The following is a 25,073-nucleotide window of genomic DNA, read 5'->3' as shown; positions in this document are numbered from 1 at the left end:
GCTAATGGCATGCCTTGGGTACGAGTATCCATTTTGGGTTGTCGCATTGGCATGTCTATCGGCTGGTTTTGTACAGCAAATAAAGGACTGTTCATATGTCACCCGTTAAATTGAAAATGGTGCCGATACTTTTGATGCCATGGCTGGCGCTGACAGTACTAATTGGGCATCCGTTCGTCCTGGCGGCCGACTCAGGTGAAAAGGAACTACGGACAGCAACACAGTGCTCATATCGACTATGCACGGGGGATACGGCCGAGATTGCCCGCGCCCTGGCCCTTTATGGTGCTAACTACAAGGCCGCTTTGTGGTTGGCCAAACAATTGGCCGGCCAAGGGTTGCTGAAGGACTACGCCGACAGGCAGAGAGAAATTTTCTGTCTCGTGGCCGATGAACTCGACTATGACCTTGTCGAGGAAACGTTTTCCCAAAATGGTAGCATCTATTCGGTCAATATCGAAAGCCGGGTCTCTTTGGCTGATTTTGTGAAAGCGGAAATGAACGATGCAATGCTTGAGAAAAAGGAGCGGGCTTTTTCATTACAGGAGGAGATGGAACCGGTGCTATCAGCGGCTCTTGAACCCGGCCGGGAGTTGTCCCGGGCCCATCGTTACATCCGGAATCAGCACTGGCGCAAAGCCATTATTTACATCGATCTGCTTGAGAAAAGGTATCCTTGTTGGAGCGACTTGCTTTTTGCCAAGGGGCTGGCCTTTGAGGGAATGCACGAAATGCAACAGGCAATGCAGGCCTATTCGAAATCCTGTGAACGGGGGAATCCGCAAGCCTGCAAAAAAATCAGGTCTGCGACTTCGGCGAATTGAATGAGATTATTTTAGGGGCAGGGTCCCCAGGACCGACTTGACACCATAACGAGCCAGTTCCTTGGCGGAGAGCCAGCGCAATCCCATATTCAGACGTTCCACTCCGCCGAGCAGATCGCTGGTCAGGGCTTCTTGGGTGCCCTCAAAACGACCCCGCCAGAGCCTTGCGCCGGTTTCAACATTGATCAAGGTAAGCTCGAATCCCACCGAGGCCGGGTTGTCCGGCATTTGCGTCAAGGCGCCCCTTTCGCGGTACCACCATATGTTTCCCACCATTACCAGGTTGGCCTTGAGTGCGCTTCCCAGGCGGATCGCCCGTTTTCGCGGCGTATCCAGTTCAGGGGCCATCAGCAGCGGCTGATAAGCCTCGCTTACCAGCTGGGGCGGGATCAATCGTTCCGCGAAGCGAATTTTGAGCTCTGTATTGACAATCCGGTTCATGATCAGAGCCGTTCCGTCCGGTAAATTGACGTTTTCAATGATTGCTGTTTCGGCTTTACGAGGCGCTGAGACAGTGGCAATGGGAGCGTCGGGAGATGCCATTTGGCCGGCCAGAAACGGCATCAGCGCAATCTCCTTTACCGTAACATCGACCAGGCTGCCTTGGGTGCTTTGGGTTTGGGAACTGCACCCGGCAAGCCATACAAAAACCAACAATCCACCAAAAGCAAACACGATGATTTTGGCCATATGAATTCTCATACAAGGCTCCTTTGGATAGATTGGGGGTAAGCAGCTTTGATAAGGGGTATGTGTATACGCTCAAAAAATCGCTTATCCACAAAAATACCAGATTGTGGGGGGGATCACAACCTGCGATTGATGCACAACCTCAAGGAAACCGCTTGTGGTGATCCTTATGGTTGAGACACATTCTGCGGGCGGGTGAATGCCGGCATCGGGGGGGCAGGGCAATTTGCCGAATGAAATCACGTGAGCATGGAAAGTGGAAAATCAATCAACGGTGAGCAAAGGGACGTATCCTTCATGTCGGCGCAAAGGCCGGATAGAGGAGATTGACGTTGATAGCAAGACCACGAATGTGCTAAACGTCCCATCCAAAAAAGAAATTTCAGATTGAAAGACGGATTGTGAATATTATCTTTTTGAACAGAAAAAATGAATTTGCTTTGCTGCTAACCATCATTGTTTTGGCGATGTGCATCGCTTTAGGACAGATGGTGGATGCCGCCGACATTTTTATCTCCATGGCCAAGGACCGCTGGCCTAACGGTGAACACATCGCATTCTCGATTTTCACATCAGATGGGGAAGAATCCGAATTGCCGTCCACTGGTGCGTTTCCTGATCACTTGGTCTGTGTCCTTGAAAACGGCAAAAAGACCTATACCGCAATTGCCCGCAGGATGGAAAAAGACGAAGATCTCCAAAAAAAGATCCCTGGCCGGGCGTGTTACGCGTTTGATCCGCCATCCCAGGTCAGTGGAACGGTAAGCATGCGACTATCTGAAATCCGTGTACCGGTGGTTCTGTTTGACATCGAAGCGCCACAGCAGGACCCCTCTGTGGAAGATGTCTCTCCCACCCTGGATTCCCTGTTTACCCTTTACCAGCCATACATCGGAAACATGGGGGGCTATAAACCCATGTACTTTTTGGTTGGAACGGATCTGTCCAAAAGCAAGTTCCAGATCAGCTTCAATTATCGTTTTTTCAATCCGGAATCGGTTGTGGCCGAGTATCATCCCTGGGTCAAAGGATTTCATTTTGGATACACGCAAACCTCATTTTGGGACCTTGGTTCAAGTTCGGCGCCGTTTGAGGATAACAGCTACAAACCGGAGATGTTCTGGGTCTCAAAAAATTTCATTGCCGCCGGGCCGAAGGTCAAGGGGGTATTTTTGCAAACCGGGGTTCAGCATGAATCCAACGGTCGTGGCGGCGACGGATCTCGAAGTACCAATTTCATATATGCCCAGCCGATATTCATGTTTTTGAGCAATGCGCATCATTTTCTGCTGCAGTTATCACCTAAATTCTGGCTGTATGCGAATAATGACAACGAAACCAACCCGGACTTGGACCAATATCGCGGCTATTTTGACCTGGGCTTTAAAATCGGTAAAATGGACAGTTTCGTGCTGAACACCTCTTTTCGGTGGGCTTCCGAAGGGCCTTCCATTCAACTGGATCTGACCTACCCGTTGCATCGATTTCTCTTCAATACATTGGATAGTTACATCCATGTTCAATATACCAACGCCCTGGCTGAAAATCTGATCGACTACCAGGAGCGCTCGCACGCCTTCCGCCTGGGATTCTCCGTGGTCCGTTAGGCGCCCCTGTCAAGATCATAACAAAACGCCAACGTTGCAACAGTGGGCAGGCGTCTGTTCAGATCCTCAAGGTGATTTTCATTTGTAACCCATCCGTCCCCTGCCGCTCTAATACCATAGATCGAAATGCGAAATTGAAATGATGTTTTGAAAACTGTCGCTGATACCTGAACGCTGATTTTTGAGTTGAACTTGAAATCGTTTGGGTGGCATGATTTAAATGTAATATCAGGCTTCATGGAAAAAGGCGCTTGCTTAGGATCGGAGAAGAGGGCGCTTGCGCTGGAGCTGATCGGCTTTCCATCTGGTGATCCATCGATAAACATAAACGTCAACCACATGAGCAACGGTTTCAAGCCCGTTTACTCGTCCTTTGGGCGAACGACAGGTAGTTGAACAGCATAACCTGGATTTTAGATTAACCCTTTATACCAGCTTCCGAGGAAATAGATCATGCGAAAAATTGGTTTACCGGCAATCATGGGTGTTTTGCTGCTGCTTTTTTCTCAGAGTTGCTCGGAGAAAATTGAACCCGGAACGACACCAAAGAATCCGGGACCGGCGGTGGCCGCGCCGGTAATGGAGATTCACCAGGCCGACCAGCCCATCGTATACGAGGCGGTCGGCACGGTGAAAGCAAAGCTGTCGGCCACGGTGTCCAGTAAACTCATGGGCGTCATCCAGCGCTTCAATGTCAAGGAAGGCGACCAGGTCAAAAAAGAGGATCTGCTCGTGGTGCTGGATGACCGCCAGGTGGTTGCCCAACTGGATCAGGCCCTGGCGGCCCTGGCCGCTGCCCAAAAGGCCGAGACCGGTGCCATCTCCGCGCGCTCGGCCGCCGAAGCCGGCGCTCAGCAGGCCCGCCTTTCCTATGCCCGCAACAAGAAAATGCTGGCTGGCGGTGCCATCACCCAGGAGGCCTTTGAAGCCGTGGACGCTCAGTACAAGCAGGCGCAGGCGTCCCTGGCCCAGGCCGAAGCCATGGTGGAGGCGGCCCGCAGCCGGGTCAGCCAGGCCCGGGCAGCGGTGGAATCGGCCCAGGTGGCCCGCAAGGATGCTGAGGTGCTGGCGCCCTTTGATGGCGAGGTGACGGCTAAAATGGCCGATGCCGGTGCGCTGGCGGCACCGGGCACCCCGCTGTTGACCTTGGAGCGGGAAGGGGGCTACCGCGTGGATGTGGTGGTTCCCGAAACATATATCCGTGCCGTGCACACGGGACAGGCGGTCAAGGTCCGTATCCCGGCCATCCAGGCCTTAGACATTGACGGAACCGTGGATGTGATTGTGCCGGCAGGCGATCAGGGCAGCCGTACGTTTGTGGTGCAGGTCGGCGTTCCATCCATGGAGGCCCTGCGTTCGGGAATGTTCGCCCGGGTGCCGCTGACCATCGGGCAGCAGCAGATGTTACGCATTCCTTCTTCGGCGGTGGTGCGGCAAGGGCAGCTGACCGGCGTGTTTATCGTGGATGACAAAAACATTGCCCACTTTCGTTTGATTCGCACCGGACGACAATTCACCGATCAGGTGGAAGTGATTTCGGGTATAACGGACGGCACCCGGCTGGTGACCGCGCCGCCCGTTCAGTTGACCAACGGATCTGCTGTGGAGTTTGCAAAATGAGCCAATCATACGGTCCTGCCGGAAAAATTGCCGACTATTTCATCAATTCCAAGTTGACGCCGCTGATCATCATTGCCTCGATTCTGTTGGGCATGGCTGCGGTGGTGGCGCTGCCCCGTGAGGAGGAGCCCCAGATCATCGTGCCCATGATCGACATTTTCGTGCAGATGCCCGGCTCCGATGCCGCCGAAGTGGAGCAGCGCGTGACCCGGCCCATGGAGAAACTGCTCTGGGAGATTCCCGGCGTCGAATACATTTACTCGACCAGTATGCCGGGTATGGCCATGACCGTGGTGCGGTTTCTGGTCGGGCAGAATGAGGAGGAGTCCATCGTCCGGCTGCAGTCCAAGCTGATGGCCAACATGGACCGCATTCCCTGCTGTATTACCCCGCCACTGATCAAGCCGCGCTATATCGACGATGTTCCCATCCTGGCCCTGACCTTCTGGAGTGAAGAGGTAGAACCCTACCTCTTGCGGCGGGTGGCCGCCGAAGTGGAAGACCAGGCCAAACGAGAACCCAATGTCTCGATCACATCCCTGATCGGCGGTGAGAGCCGGCGCGTAGAAGTGCAGCTCGATCCGGCACGCATGGCCGGCTACGGACTGGACCCGGTGGCCGTCTCCCAACTGGTTTTCGCCGCCAACCAGGCGGCCGATGCCGGTAGTTATCCGTCCACCCAGGGGCAGATCATCATCCATACGGGCGGTTTCTTAAAGACCGCCGAAGACGTGCGCAATGTGGTGGTGTCCGCCTACCAGGGCCGACCGGTATATCTCGGGGATGTGGCCACGGTGGTTGACGGCCCGCCGCTTCCCGAGAATTATGTTTTCTTTGGTACCGGGCCGGCGGCGGGTGAGAAAGGCCTCACACCCGAAGATACCGCCAAGGCCCCCTATCCGGCGGTTACCCTGACCCTTTCCAAACGCAAAGGCACCAATGCCATCAGTGTGGCCGAGAAGGTCCTGGAACGCGTAGAACGGCTCAAGGGCACGGTGATTCCCGATAACGTTCACATGACCATCACCCGCCATTACGGCGAAACCGCCAAGGAGAAAAGCGACGAGCTGCTCTGGCATATGCTGATCGCTGTGGTGTCGGTGACCGTATTGATCTGGTTTACCCTGGGGCACCGTGAATCCGGTGTGGTGGCCTTTGCCATCCCGGTTACCCTGGCCCTGACCATGGCGGTGTTCTATCTGTACGGATATACGCTCAACCGTATCACACTATTCGCTTTGATTTTCTCAATCGGTATCCTCGTGGACGATGCCATCGTGGTGGTGGAGAATATCGTTCGTCACCTGAGACTACCGGAGAACAGGGAACGGCCACGGCTGACCGTCGCCGTTGAAGCCGTTGATGAGGTGGGCAACCCCACGATTCTGGCCACGCTGACGGTCATCGCCGCCATCCTGCCCATGGCGTTTGTGGGCGGGCTCATGGGACCCTACATGCGCCCCATCCCCGTGGGTGCCTCGGCAGCCATGGTTTTTTCTCTGATCGTGGCCTTTATCGTGACCCCCTGGGCGGCCTTGCGCCTGCTTAAAAGCAGCGGTAGCGGCCACGGCCATGGCGGTGGACACGACACCGAGGACTGGGCCACCCGTTTGTATCGTAACGTGATGGACCACCTGCTGCACAATGGCCTGTGGCGCTGGTCGTTTTTGATCGGCGTGGCCGTCCTGCTGCTGGGCGCCATGGCCATGGTGGGCGTGGGCCTGGTCAAGGTGAAGATGCTGCCTTTTGACAACAAAAGCGAGTTCCAGGTGGTGCTGGACATGCCGGATTCCGCCACCCTGGAAGACACCGCCGCGGTGGCCTTTGAAATGGGGGACTACCTGGCCACGGTCAACGAGGTGGTTGATTATCAGATCCATGTGGGCACGGCCGGTCCCTTCAATTTCAACGGCCTGGTGCGGCATTATTACCTGCGCAAGTCGCCCAATCAGGCGGACATCCAGGTCAACCTGGCCGAGAAGGGCCATCGCAAACAGCAGAGCCATGAGATCGCCAAACGGGTGAGAATCCCGCTGCAGGCCATTGCCGAGCGGTATGGCGCCCGGGTCAAAGTGGCCGAGGTGCCGCCGGGACCGCCGGTGATTTCGACCCTGGTGGCCGAGGTCTACGGACCGGATTATGAACGCCAGCGGGAACTGGCCTTGAAAATTCGCGACCTGTTCGAAGAGACCGAAGGGGTCGTGGATGTGGACTGGTTCATGGAAGATGAGCAGACCCGTTACCGGATCAAGGTTGACCAGGAAAAGGCCGCCCTGCACGGCATCAGCGTGGCCCACGTCAATCAGACCCTGCAGACCGCCCTTTCCGGCACCACGGCCGGCTTGCTGCACCAGGAACTGGAAAAGGAAGACGTACCCATCGTGCTGCAGCCGCCCCTGGCCATGCGGGCCGGGCTGGAAATGCTCAAATCGATCAATGTCAAGGATGCCGGCGGTCGTATGGTGACCCTTTCCGATCTGGTCACCGTCGAGAAAACATTGGTGGACCGCAGCATCTACCATAAAAACCTGATGCCCGTGGTTTACGTGATCGCCGATGTGGCCGGCGCCAAGGAGAGCCCGGTTTACGCGATCCTGGAGCTGCAAAAAAAGATCGACGCCATTGTCATGCCCGAGGGGTATCACATTGAGCAGCACACCGCGGCCCTGCCCGAGACCGACCAGCGCTTTGCCATGAAATGGGACGGCGAATGGCACATCACCTATGAAGTCTTTCGCGACCTGGGGCTGGCTTTTGCCGTGGTACTGGTGCTGATTTTCGTGCTGGTGGTGGGCTGGTTCCAGAGTTTTTCCACCCCGGTGACGATCATGATGGCGATTCCCTTTTCGCTGATCGGCATTTTACCGGCCCACTGGGCCATGGGGGCATTTTTCACGGCTACCTCCATGATCGGGTTTATCGCCGGGGCAGGGATCGTGGTCAGAAATTCCATCATCCTGGTGGATTTCATCGAGCTGCGCCTGGCCGAAGGCGCGCCGCTGGATCAGGCTGTTATCGATGCCGGAGCGGTGCGCTTCCGGCCCATGATGCTCACTGCCGCGGCTGTGGTGGTGGGGGCTTCGGTGATCCTGTTCGATCCCATTTTTCAGGGACTGGCCATTTCTCTGATGGCCGGTGAGGTGGCATCGCTGCTTTTTTCGCGCATGACCGTGCCGATCCTATATTTCTTGGATAAGCGCTGGGAAATTGCCCATGGCCATGGCGGCCCGGGCCGACCAACCAAACCGGATCATACCGCCGCATGACCTTTTATTTGTTGCTGCTGCTGGCCGGCCTGGCGCTCTTGATCAAGGGCGCTAGGCTGTTTGTGGACGGGGCCGCCGGGCTGGCCCGGGGGCTTGACATCTCTCCCATGGTGGTCGGTCTGACCGTGGTGGCTTTCGGCACCTCGGCACCGGAACTGTTTGTCAACATTGCCGCCAGCATAAGCGGTGATACGGACATTGCCCTGGGCAATGGAATCGGCAGCAACATCGCCAATATCCTATTGATCCTGGGGATATCGGCCCTGATCCGGCCACTGCGCATCCCCAGGAAAACGGTCTGGAAAGCAATCCCCTTCAGTCTGCTGGCCGCGGTGGTCCTGTGGGTGGTGGCCGGTGATATGGCCATTGACAGTTTCTTTTTTTCCGCCGTCAACCGCAGCGACGGCCTGGTCCTTTTAGGCTATTTTGGGGTTTTCATGGTCTATGCGGCCACCATCGGCGCACCGGTTGCCGGGTTGCCGTATGGTCCGGCCATGCACCATGTCCGCTATGGCCCGACAGGCTTGAAATTCATCGTCGGTTTTTGCGGCCTGCTTTTTGGCGGTCGTATGACCGTCGACGGTGCCGCGATACTGGCCGGTATGCTGGGCATGCCCAGCGGGGTCATGGGGCTGACCGGGGTCGCCGTGGGAACATCTCTGCCTGAATTGATCACCTGTGTCCAGGCCGTCCGGCGGGGGGAGGCGGAGATTGCCGTGGGCACCGTGGTCGGATCGAATATCTTCAATGTGTTTTTTGTCCTGGGGATGAGTGCGGTGGTGAACCCCTTGCCCTTTGAGCCCCAAAACCATGTGGACATGGGCGTCATGACGGCGGCCAGCGTCTTGCTGTTTGTTTTCATGTTCACCGGCAAAGAACGGATCATGGCCCGCTGGGAGGGGGGGCTGGCCATCCTGATCTATTGCCTTTATGTCGGTTTTCTGCTTTTTTCCGTTTATGCGCCGGCGGGTCCGTTGGTAATACCCGGATAACGCGCGACCCGCCAAATGAAAACCAACAGCACGAAAGGTTGATTGCATGCATTCGCTCCAGCTTACGCCCCTGGCTGAAGATGTCATGAAAAAACGCTATCTTGCCCGCAATTACCGGGGGGAGATCATCGAAACGCCGCCGGACGTGTTTTCGCGGGTGGCCTGGGTGGTCGCGGAAGCGGACCGGCTGTTTGATGCGCAAGCGTCCGTGGGAGAAACCGCCGCCCGGTTCCAGGAGGCCATGACCACGCTGGCCTTTCTGCCCAACTCACCCTGTCTGATGAATGCCGGCCGGCCCCTGGGCCAGTTGGCGGCCTGCTTTGTCCTGCCGGTGGAGGATAATCTGGAGTCGATTTTTCAGAGCCTCAAGGATACCGCGCTGATTCATCGCACCGGCGGCGGAACCGGTTTTTCCTTCAGCCGGCTGCGTCCTGCCGGTGATACCATTTTCCCCGCCTCGGGGGTCACCGGCGGACCGGTCTCTTTTATCCGTCTGTTCGACTCGGCCACCCACCTGATTGACAAGAACCGGGTGCGACCCGGCGCCAACATGGGCGTGCTGCATGTCAGTCATCCGGATATCGAGGCTTTTATCACGGCCAAGCGCGACCGCAGTCTTTTATGCAATTTCAATCTGTCGGTGGCTGTGGATGACGAATTCATCGCCTGCGTCAGGAAAGATTGCGACTATGCTTTGGTCCACCCGCGAACCGGTGCCGTGGTGGCGCGAAAATCAGCCACGCGACTGCTGCGCATGATGGCGGACAGCGCCTGGGAAACCGGGGATCCGGGCATCCTTTTCATTGACCGCATCAACAAGGCCAATCCCACGCCGGAATTGGGAATGCTGGAGGCCACCAACCCCTGCGGTGAGCAACCGCTTTTGCCATACGAGTCGTGTACTTTAGGGTCAATCAATCTGACCCGGATTATCGAAAACGGGACCGTGGACTACCAGAAACTGGCGTCACTGGTGTATTTGGGGGTCCACTTTCTTGATAATGTGGTGGAAGTCAACCGGCATCCCATTCCGCAAACCGAGGAATGGAGCCGGCTCAACCGCAAGATCGGTTTGGGCGTGATGGGGTTTGCCGATATGCTGATCCTGCTCGGGATTCCCTACCAGAGCGAGCGTGCCGTGCAACTGGCCGAATCGATCATGCTGGCCATCAAACAGGCAGCCGAGACGGCCTCGGCTGAACTGGCGCAAAAACGGGGGAACTTTCCCGGGTTCCCCCAGAGTGTATTTCAGCAAAGGGGGATCAAGCACCGCCGTAATGCCACCCTGACCACTGTGGCGCCGACCGGCACCATCAGCCTGATTGCCGGGGTGAGCAGCAGTGTGGAGCCGGTGTTCGCCTTTGACGTGCAGCGTCGCATTGCAGGTGAGATTTACACGGATGTACATCCGATTTATGCCAGCTACCAAAAGGCGGGCAAGACCATTGATCCGGCGATTTTTCAGACCGCCTGGGATATTTCTCCGGATTGGCATCTGAAAATCCAGGCCGCCTTTCAGAAATACACGGACAACGCCGTTTCCAAAACTGTGAACCTGCCTGAAACCATCACCCCGGACCAGATCTTGGACCTTTTTATGAACGCGACCACCATGAACCTCAAGGGCATCACTGTCTATCGGGACCAGTCCCATCCGGATCAGATTCTGTCGGCGTGTTCGCTTAAGAATGAGGAGTGTTCGTGAAAGTAGGGGGATAGGCTGAAGGAAATTAGGGGGGTAGGCTGAGGGCTGAAGGGGTTTAGGGCATAGATGAAACCAATTGCAGACAATTGGGGAATCCGTTTAAGAATAAAGGTCCATAGATTATCAAATGACAGAATTCATACAGCCCTTCAGCCAAAACCGCTAAACACCTATAAAATCGGGGCGATCCAACAGCCCTTCAGCCTTCGGCCTAAACAGCTAAACACCTAACTACGGAGTCCTCCATGGATCGAAAAACAAGCATCAATACACTGAAAAGTTATGACGGCTACTGGGATATGGTCGTGATCGGTGGCGGGGCAACGGGCCTGGGATGCGCGCTGGATGCAGCCGCCCGCGGGTACAAAACCCTTCTGGTGGAGCAGCACGATTTTGCCAAGGGGACCTCCAGTCGCAGTACCAAATTGATTCACGGCGGGGTGCGCTATCTGCAGCAGGGCAATGTGTCCCTGGTGCTTGAGGCGCTTCATGAACGCGGGCTGCTCATGCAAAACGCTCCCCACCTGGTTTATAACCAGTCTTTTATTGTTCCCAACTACGATTGGTGGAATGGCCCTTTTTACGGCGCCGGACTTAAAGTTTACGATCTGCTGGCCGGCCGTTTGGGGCTGGGGGCCTCCAAATGGCTTTCCCGCAAAGAGACGCTCGAACGCATCCCGACCCTTGAGCCGGACCGTTTGCGCGGCGGTATCATCTACCACGACGGTCAGTTTGACGACGCCCGCCTGGCCATCAACCTGGCGCAGTCCGTTGTCGATGCCGGCGGCATCCCCATCAACTACATGCAGGTTACCGGGTTGACCTATTCAGGCCAGATGGTTGACGGCGTGATGATCAGGGATCAACTGGACGGATCGGAATATGAAGTGCGCGCCCGGGTGGTGATCAATGCCACCGGGATATTCACCGATGAAATACTGCACATGGACACCCCCGAAGCTAGCCCGATCATTACCCACAGCCAGGGGATCCATCTGGTTCTGGACAAGCGATTCCTCAAGGGTGAGACGGCGATCATGGTGCCCCAGACCGAGGATGGTCGGGTGCTGTTTGCCGTTCCCTGGCACGACCGGGTTCTGGTGGGTACCACCGATACACCGGTAGCGCAGGCCAGCCTCGAACCACACCCCCTGGATACGGAAATCGCGTTTATCCTCAAGCATGCAGCCAAATATATGGTGGAGGATCCCACTGCTCAGGATATCCTTTGTGTGTTTGCCGGGATCCGGCCATTGGTGGCGGCAGGGGAGGGCAAAAAGACGGCGGCCATTTCCCGGGACCACCATCTGGAGGTGTCCCAGTCCGGCCTAGTTACCATCACTGGTGGTAAGTGGACCACCTACCGTCGCATGGCCCAGGATACGGTCAAGCAGGCGGCCATGATCGCCGGGCTGCCTGAAATCGATTGCCCAACGGCAACGCTGCGCATTCACGGCTGGTTGAAAAACATGGATACTGATGATCCGCTGCGCGATTTTGGCTCGGATGCCATGTTTGTTCAGCGCATTGTGGACGAAGATTCACGCATGGGCGAAAAACTGCATCCCAATCTACCTTATATCAAAGCCGAGGTGATCTGGTCGGTCAGAAATGAAATGGCCATTACACTCGAAGACGTGATGAGCCGCCGTACCCGTGCGCTGATTCTGGATGTGGCCGCCAGCCTTGCGGCTGCTGCGGATGTCGCCGATCTCATGGCTGGGGAACTAGGGCAGGGCAGTGCCTGGAAAAGAAAACAGATCGACGACTTCACCCAGCTGGCCAAAGGGTATCTGCCTGTAAACTAATCCTAATTTTATCCAACTGTCTCAAATATGTAGAAAAACCTTGTCATCCACAAAGTATTTCCATTATGATAATTAAAACGGTGTAATTTGATAACAGCTTTGTCTGCACCAATTGAGACGAACCGTTTGATTCACGTCGCTTGTAGCTGTTGTTTCTCCTTTTTTCCTATTCCATCGCACCCGCAACAGCCAATGAAAATCCTGCCCTGGGATTGATGCCGCTTCGCTTACCGATATCCGGCGTTTTCACCATTCACCAATCATGATGCATTTTTATATGGATGGAGTTTTGATATGGGGCGTATACCGTTATTCCCCCCACGATCGGTTACGCAACCAACAGGGATGAAAAAGGTGAACAAGATCGGCTTTATCCTGCTAATGGCCTTGGCATGGGTAGTGGCTACGGCTTCTTATGCCCGGCTTGACGCAAAGCAACCGATTGAGGACAATCACCTGCCTGTTGGCACCCTGCAACCCGGCGATGAATTTTTAGACGGGCGCGACTCGATAAAAATCGGGGTCCTGGCCAAACGGGGCAGGGAGCAATGTCTTTACCAGTGGGGACCAACGGCCGCATACCTTTCAGAGCAGATCCCTGAATTCTCATTTTCTATCCTGCCCCTGGACTTCGATCAAATTTTCAACGCCATTCAAAACCAAACCGTTGACTTTATCTTCGCCAATCCATCGTTTTATGTTGAATTGGAGGTCCGCTTCGGCGTTACGCGAATCGCCACCTTGAATAACCTTGATTCGGATAAAGCGGCCCATGCCCTGTTTGCCGGGGTGGTGGTTGCCCGCATGGATCGATCGGATGTCAATGAATTGAACGACCTGCGTGGCAAAACCGTGATGGCTGTTGACAAAAGGTCAATGGGGGGCTGGCATATGCAGTGGCGTGCGATGAAAGCCCAGGGCATTGATCCGTATCGCGATTTCAAACGATTAAGCTATGGCGGAACCCATGATGCGGTGGTTTATGCGGTGCGTGATCAGATAATCGATGCGGGCTGCGTGAGAAGCGATACATTGGAACGGATGGCATTGGAAGGGAAAATCGTACTGCAGCAATTCAAAGTGATCAACCTGCATCGCCCTTGCGACGGCAATGTTCGCTTTTTGCATTCCACACGGCATTATCCGGAATGGCCTTTTGCAAAAGCCCGTCATACGGACAGCGATCTGGCCAAACAGGTAGCCGTGGCCTTAATGCGCATGCCCGCGTCCAATCCGGCAGCCATTTCCGGTAAATATGGCGGGTGGACGATCCCCCAAAACTACCAGCCGGTGCACGAGTGCCTGATGGACCTTCGGCTGCCACCCTATCAGGATTTCGGCCGGGTTTCCGTGGCGGATTTCTGGCAGCAGTATTGGCTCTGGTTGCTGGGGGTGTACATCATGCTGGCCATCGTTGTGGTGAGCGGCTTTTACGCCCTGCAGCTTAAATCACGCCTTAAGCAGTCAATGCTGGCTCGACAGGAGCGCGAACGCGCCCAGGCATTTTTGCAAACGGTCGTCGATGGGTTTCCAGAAGCGCTGATGGTGATCAATAAGGATTATACCATTGCTCTGGCCAACCAAACCGTACTGGCCATGGCTGGCACGCGCGACCCGGTTAAAAACGGGCTGACATGCCATCGGGTCAGTCATGATAGCGATCACCCTTGCAGCGGTGAGAATCACCCATGTCCGTTGGAACGGATCTTTGAAACCAAACGCCCGGTCAGATTGGAGCACATTCACTGTAATGATAAAGGAGAAAAACGGTTTGTCGAAATTATTGCCGCGCCCATTTTTGATGACGACATTAACGTGGTCAAAATCATCGAATCTTGCCGCGACATCACCGAGCGCAAGAATGCGGTGGAACAGTTGCGCAAAAGCGAGGGAAAATACCGCCGCATCTTTGAAAACTCCATTGTGGGTTTTTTTCAAAGCACTCCGGAAGGGCGTTTTTTAGGCGCCAATGCGGCCTTTGCCAAAATGCTGGGCTATGACCATCCCAATGAACTCATTAACGGCGTCTCCGATATAGGTCAGCAGTTTTACATGGAACCGGAGGATCGCCGCCGATTCCAGTCGATTCTTCAGCGCGACGGGATGGTGAACGATTTTGAAACAAAAATCAAACGCAAAGACGGGTCGGCGTTATGGATTACCAACAGCACGCGCGCCTATTTTGATGAATACGGCCGAGCGATGCATTACGAAGGCGTGGTGAATGATATTTCTAAACGCAGGCAGGCTGAGGAATCCAAGGAGCAATTGGAACGGCAGATTCAGCAGGCGCAGAAGATGGAAGCTATCGGAACGCTGGCTGGCGGGATCGCCCATGATTTTAACAATATTCTCTCTCCCTTGATTGGCTATGCGGAAATTTGAAAACAGGATCTGCCAGCCGATAATCCGATGCAGAAATATGCGTACCAAATCCTCAAGGCCGCGCTGCGTTCAAAGGATCTGGTCGCCCAGATCCTGGCGTTTAGCCGCCAAAAAGACACGGAAATCAAACCGCTGAATCTGCAACCGATTGTCAAGGAGGTGCTCAAACTGCTGCGTTCGTCAATCCCCACCACCATCGATATCAAACAGGACATCGATCCGGATTGCAAGATGGTCGTCGCCGATCCGACGCAGGTCCATCAAATTGTGATGAACCTGGCCACCAATGCTTACCATGCCATGGAGGAAAACGGTGGCAAGCTCAACGTCACCCTCAAGCAGATTCAGCTCGATTTCGATCACCGTCTTTCTCCTTTACTGTTGCCTGGCCAGTATGCCTGCCTGACGGTTGCCGACACGGGGTGCGGCATCGATAAACAGATTCTGGACAAAGTTTTTGATCCCTATTTCACGACCAAGGAGAAAGGCAAGGGAACGGGGCTCGGCCTGGCCGCGGTCAAGGGAATCATCAATAACTGCAAGGGGGATGTGCGTATCCGCAGCGCGCCCGGTCAAGGAACCCGAGTTGATGTGTATCTACCCATCGTCGAGATGGACGCGGCAGAACAACACGGCGGTGATATTCGACCGATTCGGGGCGGCGCCGAACGTATTCTTCTGGTTGATGATGAAGAGGGCGTGGCCAAGATGATGAAAGTGATGCTCAAACGGCTTGGATATTCTGTAACTGCTCAGACCAATTGCCTTGACAGCCTGCGGGTATTCAGAAACAATCCCGCGTCCTTTGACCTGGTCATTTCCGACATGACCATGCCCAATATGAACGGCCTGCAGTTTGCCGACAAGATCCGAAACATTCGGCCCGAGATTCCGATTATCATTTGTACCGGCTTCAGCGATCAGATCAACGAAGAAAAATGCCAGGCCCTGGGCATTCAGGGGCTGGTCAAGAAACCGGTGATCACCCAGGAAATGGCCACGGCTATTCGTGCGGTGCTTGAGGATCCGAATCAGCCTGTTAAGGCGACACAATAATGATAGCCAAGGTGAGCGGTAGTATTAAGACGACTTTTTGAATGTCTTCATGTTCAGGCTTATGCAATAGATCGTGCTCGTGCTCAGCCGCTAACGGCGGTGCTCGTGCTCGTAATCGAAGAGCCTCTTCAATGACCGAAACCATATTTGACCATGATCGACTTGACGTTTACCGACTGGGAACCGAGCTGACTCGGCTGGCGATGAAATTCGATGGTGTTGCGGAATCGCAAGCCGAGTATGATGCAAATGACGATTACGAGCACCGCTGCGCTGAGCACGAGCACGAGGGAAAGTCAGAAAAACGATACTAAAAGCGACAGTAAAATATCAACCACTATATCTAATGGCCTGTATACTCTTTTAATACCCAGTTGTTTGCACACTTTTTTGAAAAACCGATCCAATATCGGCATCGCCGTGGATTGGCACTGTTGTCTGTTTCACTCATTCTACAAGCGACAATCGTTAATCTTATCACCAGAGCCATGCAGTTTGTATCTGGTAGGTGTGCAGGAATATGATCGAAGCGAAAAACAAAAATGATGATTTTTAGATAAGGAGGCTTCAATGTTACCCTGGCTACAATCTAATTTCAATTTCCCACTGAGTGGAAATGTAAACCAAAGAATCGAACCTGACTGGTTTTTCGGTACTATCGACTCAGAAGTCGGTGATAGTGAAATAGAGAAAGAGGTTTTTTTAAAAGTTGCTTCTTATGGCAAACAGATTGGTATGCTTACAGAAGTGCTATTATCCATGGTAGATGAACTCGATCTAAATGGTAAAAATATTAAAACATTAGAAGCGCTTAAGGAACTACAAGTCAAAGTAGAAGAGATAAAAGCCTCAAAAGAAATACGCGTTAAAAAAAATGCAAAGCAAATTTTAGATAAATTAAAATCTTGTGACCCAGAAGGGTTAAAAAGCTTACTAAAAGAATACGGAGAAGGACGCTAATGGACCTTTTCAATTGAAAAGGTGGCAATGATTTTTTGGTAATGATTGCTTTTATTGTGCTAATAATTATTAAGGGCCTATAACGGGCGCGAAGCAGATCGCGCCCGTCAAGCGGGAAATAGTGGATGGCGAAGATATCATATATAGTGTCCATCCAGAAATAGGCAAATTTGGTTGAGATCAAGGCGCCCGAAAAATTTAACCACAGGCATATAGTTGATATTCCGAGGATTAAATTTTTCGCGCAACGCCGATATCGGGCAAATTGGCCATTTCTGGATGGGCACTATCTATGCCCATCCTGCTTAAAGGTGTTGTAATACCTCGATCACAATGCCATCCGGTCCTTTAATAAAAGCCACGCGCAGGTTGTCGGGCGTATTGCGGGGGGTAACGAGAAATTCAACATTTTTATCGGTGAGTTCCTGATAAGCGGCATCCACATCGTCGACCTGGACGCACATATGGTGGTAGCCGTAAACGGGCATCGTTGCGTTTGCATTGACAGTTTCGTTATCCCCGGCGACCCTGAGATTGATGATCGTGCCATTCAGATCAAGAGAGGCTCCCTCGGCTCCGCCGAATTTCGGGCGGGCGACCAACCGGGCGCCAAGGGTTTGAGTAAAAAAGTCGATCGTGTGCTCAAGATTGCTGCATAGCAGGTGGATGTGGTGGAATCGGTAAGTCATGGTTTTTCCTGTGTGATGGAATTGGTTTTGGATTGAATGATCAATTCGTTTTTTTGATTTCCTCTTCGTAAACGGTTTCTTCGGCCAGCATCAACATCGGGTATCACCATCATGGAAAATGTGATCGCCTGAACGGAAAATGAACGATGACGAATGACGACGGCCTCCGTTTTAGTTGGTCTGCAGCAGTTTGTAAACCCGGTAAAAAAAATCGTATGCGGTTGAGATGGAAAATACAAAAACGTAACAATGGGCCATGGTGCCAGGTCTTTTTCTTGATGGGGATTTTTAGATGTCCGCCTATGGATGAGAAGATACGGATAGCATCTATCATCAAAAAACGACATGCGGTTTTGTAGACGGTAACCTGGATTCAAGGGGGTTTATACTTTAACGGGGCTATGTTATAGCTCTGATCATTTTGAATGAATTGGAGGCGATACCTCTTTGGCGAAGAAGGATCGGTATGCAGAATTTATTTCGACTTGTGTGCATGGGACTGATGATTTTAGCCCTGTCTTCTTGCTCCGCGATCAGTTATTTAACTGCGCCAAAAGCTCAAAAACTGACGCGAGACAGATTCTTTGAGATAACCGGGCACCAGCTGCTGGATGTTTTTACCAAGCAAAACTTGTTGGGGTATATCTACGATAAGGGCAGGATAACTGGTGTCTGCAAAAGCGTGCAACCATTGGTGCTCAGGGCATGTTTGAAGGCGTCGCCCATCTGGGCACGCTGCAAAGTGGGGACGGCCATCGATACACCATCGCTGCATTTGTTACTTATTTCCAGATTATTCGAGAAGTGAATTCCTCCATTCCGATTCTCCCGTTTAACAAAGGCAAGGACATTATCTCTGTTAGCCGTAAAGATTTTTTTTAAAAAATAACTCCATTAAGGATCATGAAAGACGATATCGAAGACAGTTTCAAGAAAGCGACGTTGGCTCATAAAGAAGGCCGGCTTGCCGAAGCGGAAAAAGCCTATCTATATATGTTGACGGACAATCCAGATTCGGGATCGGCATTGAACGCACTCGGAACCGTGTATTTGGACCAGTGTCAAATGGATAAGGCAAAAAAGGTTTTTGAAAAAGCAGCCAACCTTAATCCTCCCCATTTATCGGCATGCTATAACCTGGGCCGGCTCAAGCAGGTGGAAAAAGATTACAACGGTGCCATAGACATTTACAGCGCCATTGTTAAACAGGAGCCCAGATTTGGTTTGGCATGGAACAATCTCGGTGTGGCCTACCGGGAAGTAGGCGAGCCGGATGAGGCCATCTCCTGTTTTCGACGGGCTGTGGCATTTGCTCCTGATCTTGCGGAGGCATGGAACAACCTGGGCGTTGCCCAGGACGAGTTTCATCTGATTGAGAATGCCTCACGGTCGTACAAAAAGGCCATTGAAATCAAACCCGATTATACGACGGCCCACTTCAATTTAGGGGTTTCTTTGCAAAAGCTCGAGCAATTCAAGGAGGCCGAGTGCCAATACAACAAAGTGCTGGAGATCAATCCGGATGACGAGGCGGCAAGATTCATGCTCCAAAGCCTGGGGAGAGCAACACCACCCGATGCTGTCCCGGCGCAGCACGTAAGCCGGATTTTTGATCAGTGTGCCGGCACTTTTGAAAAGATCCTAGTCAATGAACTAGCGTACAAAACCCCTGAACTCCTGTTTAATCTCGTGTCACCATATCTGACGAAAGAAATGGTGGTGCTTGATCTTGGCTGCGGTACCGGTCTGGGCTCGCAATTCTACCGGCCCTATGCAAAATCACTAATCGGCGTCGATGTATCGTCAAAAATGCTCCAAAAAGCTCAAGAGAAAAATATCTACGACGAGCTCATGGTCTTTGACATCCTTCAAGACTGGGATTTTCCCACACCATTTGATCTTATCTACAGCTCTGATGTGTTTGTCTATTTCGGGAATTTGGATCCGATCTTCCAATCGATATCATCGAATCTTGTTTGCGGCGGAATCATTGCTCTTTCGGTGGAGAAACTGGAAGATAACAGCACCGGCTACCAGCTCTTTCCCAGCGGCCGCTATGCCCACACTCAGGAATATATTGAAAATTGCCTGAGGCACCACGGATTAGAACCCGTGGAAAAATCCGAATCCATTATCAGAAAGCAGTCGGGCAAGGATGTCGAAGGGTTTTTAATTGTCGCAAAAAAAACACCGGTATTTCCCGATATAAGGAGTAAGAGGTGAAAAGATTTTTCTTTTTAGCGTTGTCTGTTTTTCTGGGAAGCATCGCCTTTGTCGGTACGGATGGGTGCAGTTTCGTTCTCTGGCCGGCAATTGAGGTGGAAATATCAGTATCCGACCTTGAGGCCATCCAAAAGGAGGACAAGGTCTATATGAGTGGTCAGGTCATTGGCGAAGTCACAACGGCTCAATCGAAAGTGCCCCGACAAGGGACCATCAAAGCCAAAATTTACAGTGACCATAAAAAACAGATCAACGAATCGGCTGTGTTTACCATCGCAGCCGACAAAATGGATAATGATCGTAAATGTCTGCTTGTTAAAAACTGCATGGAAAACCGGCCCATTATTAAAAGCGGCCATCAATTTCAGGGGTATCGTGGTTACCGATTCGAAACAGCATGTCTGGAAAAAAGAGCTGCTGCGGTATGGACGGAACATTATAAAAAAATGGTCAAGGATATCCTTGAGTCGGCCAGCAGGCTTTCCGAGGAGACCATCGATAATCTGAAGGCGTTTGGACAGGAACACCATGATGAGTTCATCAAATGGATGGATGGGGTGATCAAAGAGATGGAGGATATGGCGCCGGAGGTTCGCAGGCAATTGGACAATTTGATGAAAGAGCTGAAGGACCCCAAAAATACAACGCCCGATACCAATGTTAACGGTTTCGATTCGAATCAGATCAATACCTGAATGGCTGACGATCAGTTTTTAAAACTTAGGGTTCCACAACCACCCTTCAGATTCCTCTAATTCAAGAAATACCCGTTTAAAGTTCGACGCGTGGCGCGCCATGGCCTTCCGGGCGGCTTCCGCATCACCAGCGATAACGGCTTTGACAATTTCATCATGCTCCCCAATACCATGTCCTTTCAACAGCTCTTCCAATAATGATTTAATAATTCGGTGGTTCAGCGAAATAATCGCAGAAATCATTCCCTCGAAGAGCCGATTCCCGCACATTTCTGCAAGGATGAAATGAACCGCTGTAAGTTTGTTCAACAGGTCGTCGGGCGATTCAAACGGTTGATATTCCTGAGCCAGAGCAATTTCCAGTTTCTTCCGGTATTGATCGTTAACATTTAATGCCGCCAGCCGTGCAATTTCAGGTTCAATGTATTGACGAACGTCTAAAATTTCGGCAATCGATAGTTTATTTGCAAAAAATAAATCAGTAAATCCGGTCTCTAAAAGCCCCAAAGAAATCTCTTTAACAAACGCCCCACCAAGAGGCCCCTGTTTGATTTCGACAAAACCCGTGGCCTTAAGGCCGCGGATAGCTTCCCGTACCACCCCCCGGCTAACATTGAAAAAACTGGACAATTCTCTTTCCGATGGGAGTTTCTCTCCCTCTTTTATCGTCCCTCTGAGGATGGCCTCTTTCAACTGCCCTAGAACTTCTTCTGTTGCGTTGGATTGTTTGATTGGCTGAAAAGAAAACATCATTCCCCTTGATTGTTGATTTGGCTGACTCTTTTATCTACCAGAAGAAATAGTTGTTGACAAGATTAATTATATATATTACGTAAGGCCAATTAAGGTCTGACCATTAAATGTAAGACCAAATAGTTTTGGCTTGTACGAATAAAACAACAACTCTTAACCTATCGAAAAGATAGGTTTATTTTCTCCACGCAGTGCTGATGCTGACGTTTTAGAATCCGCCTACTTTATTAACCTACCCTTTTCGTCTGCATCCCATTTTTTAACGCATGATGTCTACTCGCTATGGAGAGTCGTGCTATCGATTATCCTAACGGGAAAATGTTAATCTGTACTATTAAAGATTCACCCACTTGTCAATGAGGTGAGAAGATTTCATTTTTGGGATCGATCTTTACACCTCAATCCTTTTTTATCAGTCAGCGAGATACGCTTCCACCTTCTTGAATCCGTCATCCATCACGGCAAAGAAATGATCATGTAAATTTTTATGTGCTGCAGCATAACTGCCCATTGCCTCTTTGCCGGCTTCGGGAAAATAGGGGGTCTTATCGCACAGGTCAATGGTCATTTGCTCGGCCTGTTCCTGCATTCGGACGAAGCTCTTGAATGAGTTCTCAAAAGCGGCCTTGTTGAAACTTACCATTTGCTTGAGCATGTTTGTAGGATCCATCATTTCCTTTTTCTCCTTTTTTTGTAGCATTAGCAAATGGAATTTGAAAACGTTGTGAAATAAATTACAAAAATGTAATACAATATTTTTGTTGCAACATTATTGTTAAAGTATCCAATAAAAAGACCGAAAAAAAGCTGCATTGGGTGAGTGTTGCAGGTGTTTGCGGAAATATTCAAATTGTCTGATGAATCGGAGCACAGAACTATCCATGGACCCGACCATTATTCAAAATAACAAAGACAGGCTGATTAAATCCATCCCCGTTGTCAACCGTTATATCGATAAATTCCGCTCCATCAATAATCGTTGGGTCGGCGCTATCACCGCCGGCTCGATAGAGACGGGATGCATGCCTGTTGAAGCGGCCCGGTTATTCACGCCGCTCATTCAGGACATGCGTTCTACCATGACCAAGTACGGTGAAATTCAAGGACGGCTGGTGGATGCGATTCTTTTCGAGATGGCCAAGAAGGTCATTTTCGAGGTCACGGATGCGGCCAAGTTTGCCATCAACATCCTCAAACGCAACCTTTTCGAACGCACTGCCGACGTTGGTTATCTGGCCACGGACGCCGAAATCGTCGGTTTTCTGAAACAGGTCAAAGCGGGAGAAGAGCCGGATCTGATCGCCCGGAAAGCTGAATCTATTCGACAGCGGCTTGCCGATTATCAGTACGAATATACCGTTTACAACGATATTCTGGTGCTGGATGAGGCCGGGCGGGTCCAGGCCAATCTGGATGCGCGCAACACCGCCAGGCAATCGACCGATGCCTTGCTGAAAAAGACCCAGGCCATCGACCTTCATCATCACCTGAGCGAGGATAAATATGTCGAGACCTATCGGGACACAGACCTGCGGCCCGGTTATGGAAAATCCCTGATCTACTCGCAGAAAATCGAGGATCCCGATCTGCATGCGGCACTGGGCACGTTGTGCCTGTGCTTTGATTTCGAGGATGAGATGACCGGCATATTCAAGGATCTGAATCAGGGCAATCCACAGATCATCGTCGCCATTCTCGACGCTGACGGCACCGTCATGTGCGCCAGCAATGTCAACGTTTTGCCGCCGGCAAAAAAAATTAACGTTGATTTGGACGCCGACTTCAGATTCCTGACGTTCAATGGGCGGACATACCTGGCCAGTATGGTGGCAACGGATGGGTATCAAGGGTTTTACGGGCTGACTTGGTATGCCATGGCCATGATCGATATCGAGGTCGCATTTAAGACGCAGCGGTCCGGTGACGCTCTGGACAAGGCACTGGTGAACAGTCTTCAGGAATTTTCCGGGGAGCTTTCATCCATCAAACATGCGTCCGAGGAACTGCTGGACGACATGAAGCTGGACAGCATCAACGGCCGGGTCAAAGCCACCAAATTCCAGAACAAGACCTTCGTGGAGGTTCTCCAATACGTGAAATGGATCGGCGAAGAGATTGACGACCTTTTTAATGCGGCCATCCAGAATCTTCAGGAAACCATTGTGACATCACTGTTCAACGATGTTCAGTTCCGTTCCTTTCAGGGCAACAACATCGCCGACCGCAACCTCTATGAGCGGGCAAACGATGTCTGTTGGTGGGCGCTGACGCCGATGTTCCGCCAGCTTCTGACCCAACATCAAAGCCAGCCGTTGAGTGATGCCGAACGTCAGGCGTTAACCGCCAACCTGCAGTACATCAACAACCTTTACACGCCTTATCTGCGGTTGGTACTGGCTGATCCACAAGGCGTGGTCATCGCTGTGTCCAACCCGCCGGAAGAACTGTCCGAGCATGTTCTGGATGACGGGCTGGCTGTGGGCCAGGATATTGTGGGCACGAAACTGGATAGCGATTTTGTCCGCCGGGCACTGAGGCTTTCGTCCAGCCGGGACTATTGCGTTTCCGAATTTCTGCCCACACCGCTTTATGGCGGTCGCGCCACCTATATCTATAGCACCGCCGTGAGAGATCCCGAAGACGAGCGACGTACTGTGGGCGTCATTCAAATCGTGTTCGATGCCGAACCCCAATTTCAGGCCATGCTGACCGATGTCCTGCCAAGGGATGAAAAAAAGCAGGTTTTGCCGGGCAGTTTCAGTGTTTTTACTGACCGCCGGAAAACCGTTATCTCTTCTACCAACCCTGACTATCCGGTTGGAAGCCAGTTGCCACTCAAGGATGGCTTGTTCAGATACAAAAAGGGCGAGCGCGAATCGACGATTATGGATCTGGAAGGGCGATGCTATGCGTTGGGACTGCAGGTCTCTGACGGTTACCGGGAATACAAGCGGGACGATGGCTATGTGAATGATGTAATCTGTATGATTTTTGTGCCCATTTAAACCATCGTTGTCTGATTAAATTTGAATGTTTTTCTTAAAGATCCAGCCAATCCAAGCAGGCCAATGCCCAACAAGATGATTGTGGTGGGTTCCGGAACCCGGACAAATAAAGATTTTTCAACTTCAGATTCACGGGTTGCCGTACATGAATCGTTTCCCACAGGCCCCGTCTTATTTTCACTGTCAAGTGAAATAGACCATGCCCTGTTTTCCAGAAGGTTCGTCGGTGGCAGTGAGTTATCAAAACCCACCCACTGGTAATCGAAGCGCCCGTCCAGATGGCCTGTTTCTCACATTTTATAGTAAAGCGCAGTTCCAATGCCGGCGTCTTCAACCATCGTCCAATTGGCCCCATTGAATCGGGGGGCGAATTGAAAACCGTTCATACCCGTCGCATAAAACAAGCCCAGTTTTTCTTTTGCCATCCAAACGGCCAGGCTTCCAATGCCTGTTGCCAAATCTTTGCCCATTGAAAGTGATCGATGGATTTTACAAAATTTTTCTTGGACAAGAATGGTAATGACCAACGCTCAAAATCCGTTTGAAAAAATAAAATCGGCGTTGCCATGACATTCGATGGCGTGGCCAACAAAAATAACAGAAAAAAAAGACATGTAAAGCGTTCCATCGGTTCCTCCTTTAAAAAGCGGGCAAGCGTTTTCCTTGACATCGTTGTTGTAGCCGATCTGAAAATGGGGTACGGATCAAATCTATAGCATAATGGCCAATGAAAGCTTGTGAGCATCATCACATGAACCTGGTGACTGTCCCCCGATGTTGCAACATTGGGGGAAA

22 protein-coding genes are annotated in these 25,073 nt (G+C 51.9%); 15 read left to right on the top strand and 7 right to left on the bottom strand.

Annotated features, from left to right (window positions below; all coding sequences use genetic code 11):
* Positions 1 to 95 precede the first annotated feature (95 nt).
* Entirely contained in the window at positions 96 to 824 is a 729-nt protein-coding gene (locus Dvar_RS25310) for a hypothetical protein (protein ID WP_419655901.1), read from the top strand.
* A gap of 6 nt (positions 825 to 830) precedes the next feature.
* On the opposite strand, the gene Dvar_RS25305 is transcribed toward Dvar_RS25310, so the two are convergent.
* Positions 831 to 1,526, bottom strand: a complete 696-nt coding sequence (locus Dvar_RS25305) for a hypothetical protein (protein WP_419655900.1) — start codon at positions 1,524 to 1,526, stop codon at positions 831 to 833.
* Between the two features lie 389 nt (positions 1,527 to 1,915).
* Between Dvar_RS25305 and Dvar_RS25300 the strand changes: the two genes are divergently transcribed.
* The gene (locus tag Dvar_RS25300) at positions 1,916 to 3,121 is read left to right on the top strand and encodes a phospholipase A (protein ID WP_419655899.1); all 1,206 of its coding nucleotides are present in this window, start codon (positions 1,916 to 1,918) and stop codon (positions 3,119 to 3,121) included.
* Here Dvar_RS25300 and Dvar_RS25295 read toward each other — a convergent pair.
* Positions 3,118 to 3,477, bottom strand: coding sequence for a hypothetical protein (locus tag Dvar_RS25295; RefSeq protein ID WP_419655898.1), 360 nt, complete (start codon positions 3,475 to 3,477; stop codon positions 3,118 to 3,120). The genes Dvar_RS25300 and Dvar_RS25295 overlap by 4 nt on opposite strands.
* A gap of 97 nt (positions 3,478 to 3,574) precedes the next feature.
* Between Dvar_RS25295 and Dvar_RS25290 the strand changes: the two genes are divergently transcribed.
* From Dvar_RS25290 to Dvar_RS25250, 9 genes are all read left to right on the top strand, one after another.
* Positions 3,575 to 4,741 carry an efflux RND transporter periplasmic adaptor subunit gene (locus Dvar_RS25290; RefSeq protein WP_419655897.1) on the top strand — a complete coding sequence of 389 codons (1,167 nt, stop codon included), beginning with the start codon at positions 3,575 to 3,577 and terminating at the stop codon, positions 4,739 to 4,741.
* Positions 4,738 to 8,007, top strand: coding sequence for an efflux RND transporter permease subunit (locus Dvar_RS25285; RefSeq protein WP_419655896.1), 3,270 nt, complete (start codon positions 4,738 to 4,740; stop codon positions 8,005 to 8,007). Before Dvar_RS25290 ends, Dvar_RS25285 begins: the two co-directional genes overlap by 4 nt.
* On the top strand, positions 8,004 to 8,999 hold the full coding sequence (locus Dvar_RS25280) for a sodium:calcium antiporter (RefSeq protein WP_419655895.1): 996 nt from the start codon (positions 8,004 to 8,006) through the stop codon (positions 8,997 to 8,999). Before Dvar_RS25285 ends, Dvar_RS25280 begins: the two co-directional genes overlap by 4 nt.
* Before the next feature lie 46 nt (positions 9,000 to 9,045).
* Positions 9,046 to 10,704 (top strand): adenosylcobalamin-dependent ribonucleoside-diphosphate reductase, encoded by a 1,659-nt coding sequence (locus tag Dvar_RS25275; RefSeq protein ID WP_419655894.1) that lies wholly within the window; start codon positions 9,046 to 9,048, stop codon positions 10,702 to 10,704.
* Positions 10,705 to 10,949: 245 nt separating this feature from the next.
* Positions 10,950 to 12,512: an FAD-dependent oxidoreductase gene (locus tag Dvar_RS25270; protein WP_419655893.1), complete on the top strand. Its 1,563-nt coding sequence runs from the start codon at positions 10,950 to 10,952 to the stop codon at positions 12,510 to 12,512.
* A gap of 354 nt (positions 12,513 to 12,866) precedes the next feature.
* Positions 12,867 to 14,897, top strand: coding sequence for a PhnD/SsuA/transferrin family substrate-binding protein (locus Dvar_RS25265; protein WP_419655892.1), 2,031 nt, complete (start codon positions 12,867 to 12,869; stop codon positions 14,895 to 14,897).
* A gap of 27 nt (positions 14,898 to 14,924) precedes the next feature.
* Positions 14,925 to 15,953, top strand: coding sequence for an ATP-binding protein (locus Dvar_RS25260; RefSeq protein ID WP_419655891.1), 1,029 nt, complete (start codon positions 14,925 to 14,927; stop codon positions 15,951 to 15,953).
* 131 nt (positions 15,954 to 16,084) lie between these two features.
* Positions 16,085 to 16,267: a hypothetical protein gene (locus tag Dvar_RS25255; RefSeq protein ID WP_419655890.1), complete on the top strand. Its 183-nt coding sequence runs from the start codon at positions 16,085 to 16,087 to the stop codon at positions 16,265 to 16,267.
* A 256-nt stretch (positions 16,268 to 16,523) separates the two neighbouring features.
* Positions 16,524 to 16,913, top strand: a complete 390-nt coding sequence (locus Dvar_RS25250; protein WP_419655889.1) for a hypothetical protein — start codon at positions 16,524 to 16,526, stop codon at positions 16,911 to 16,913.
* Positions 16,914 to 17,218: 305 nt separating this feature from the next.
* Here the strand turns inward: Dvar_RS25250 and Dvar_RS25245 are convergent, their stop codons facing one another.
* Positions 17,219 to 17,602, bottom strand: coding sequence for a VOC family protein (locus Dvar_RS25245; protein WP_419655888.1), 384 nt, complete (start codon positions 17,600 to 17,602; stop codon positions 17,219 to 17,221).
* Positions 17,603 to 18,307: 705 nt separating this feature from the next.
* Between Dvar_RS25245 and Dvar_RS25240 the strand changes: the two genes are divergently transcribed.
* Genes Dvar_RS25240 through Dvar_RS25230 form a run of 3 tightly spaced genes read left to right on the top strand, consistent with a single transcriptional unit; the run spans position 18,308 to position 20,520 of the window.
* Positions 18,308 to 18,484 (top strand): hypothetical protein, encoded by a 177-nt coding sequence (locus tag Dvar_RS25240; protein ID WP_419655887.1) that lies wholly within the window; start codon positions 18,308 to 18,310, stop codon positions 18,482 to 18,484.
* 21 nt (positions 18,485 to 18,505) lie between these two features.
* Positions 18,506 to 19,825, top strand: a complete 1,320-nt coding sequence (locus tag Dvar_RS25235) for a tetratricopeptide repeat protein (protein WP_419655886.1) — start codon at positions 18,506 to 18,508, stop codon at positions 19,823 to 19,825.
* The gene (locus tag Dvar_RS25230; RefSeq protein WP_419655885.1) at positions 19,822 to 20,520 is read left to right on the top strand and encodes a hypothetical protein; all 699 of its coding nucleotides are present in this window, start codon (positions 19,822 to 19,824) and stop codon (positions 20,518 to 20,520) included. The genes Dvar_RS25235 and Dvar_RS25230 overlap by 4 nt, the downstream gene beginning before the upstream one ends.
* An 18-nt stretch (positions 20,521 to 20,538) precedes the next feature.
* On the opposite strand, the gene Dvar_RS25225 is transcribed toward Dvar_RS25230, so the two are convergent.
* Together Dvar_RS25225 and Dvar_RS25220 are read right to left on the bottom strand one after the other, a co-directional pair.
* On the bottom strand, positions 20,539 to 21,273 hold the full coding sequence (locus tag Dvar_RS25225) for a FadR/GntR family transcriptional regulator (RefSeq protein ID WP_419655884.1): 735 nt from the start codon (positions 21,271 to 21,273) through the stop codon (positions 20,539 to 20,541).
* Between the two features lie 412 nt (positions 21,274 to 21,685).
* Complete coding sequence (locus Dvar_RS25220) at positions 21,686 to 21,946, bottom strand: hypothetical protein (protein WP_419655883.1); 261 nt, start codon at positions 21,944 to 21,946, stop codon at positions 21,686 to 21,688.
* Positions 21,947 to 22,154: 208 nt separating this feature from the next.
* Here Dvar_RS25220 and Dvar_RS25215 point away from each other — a divergent pair, with 208 nt between their 5' ends.
* The gene (locus Dvar_RS25215; RefSeq protein WP_419655882.1) at positions 22,155 to 24,278 is read left to right on the top strand and encodes a hypothetical protein; all 2,124 of its coding nucleotides are present in this window, start codon (positions 22,155 to 22,157) and stop codon (positions 24,276 to 24,278) included.
* On the opposite strand, the gene Dvar_RS25210 is transcribed toward Dvar_RS25215, so the two are convergent.
* Both Dvar_RS25210 and Dvar_RS25205 read right to left on the bottom strand, forming a co-directional pair.
* Positions 24,275 to 24,439 (bottom strand): PEP-CTERM sorting domain-containing protein, encoded by a 165-nt coding sequence (locus Dvar_RS25210; RefSeq protein ID WP_419655881.1) that lies wholly within the window; start codon positions 24,437 to 24,439, stop codon positions 24,275 to 24,277. The genes Dvar_RS25215 and Dvar_RS25210 overlap by 4 nt on opposite strands.
* A 221-nt stretch (positions 24,440 to 24,660) precedes the next feature.
* A complete protein-coding gene (locus tag Dvar_RS25205; RefSeq protein WP_419655880.1) occupies positions 24,661 to 24,906 on the bottom strand; it encodes a hypothetical protein in 246 nt (81 codons plus the stop codon).
* Positions 24,907 to 25,073: the final 167 nt, after the last annotated feature.

The sequence above is a fragment of the Desulfosarcina variabilis str. Montpellier genome (assembly GCF_048565275.1).
In the GTDB taxonomy this organism is placed as follows: domain Bacteria; phylum Desulfobacterota; class Desulfobacteria; order Desulfobacterales; family Desulfosarcinaceae; genus Desulfosarcina; species Desulfosarcina variabilis.
The sequence above is the reverse complement of the archived record's forward strand: the minus strand, read 5'-3'. Positions and strand labels throughout refer to the sequence as shown.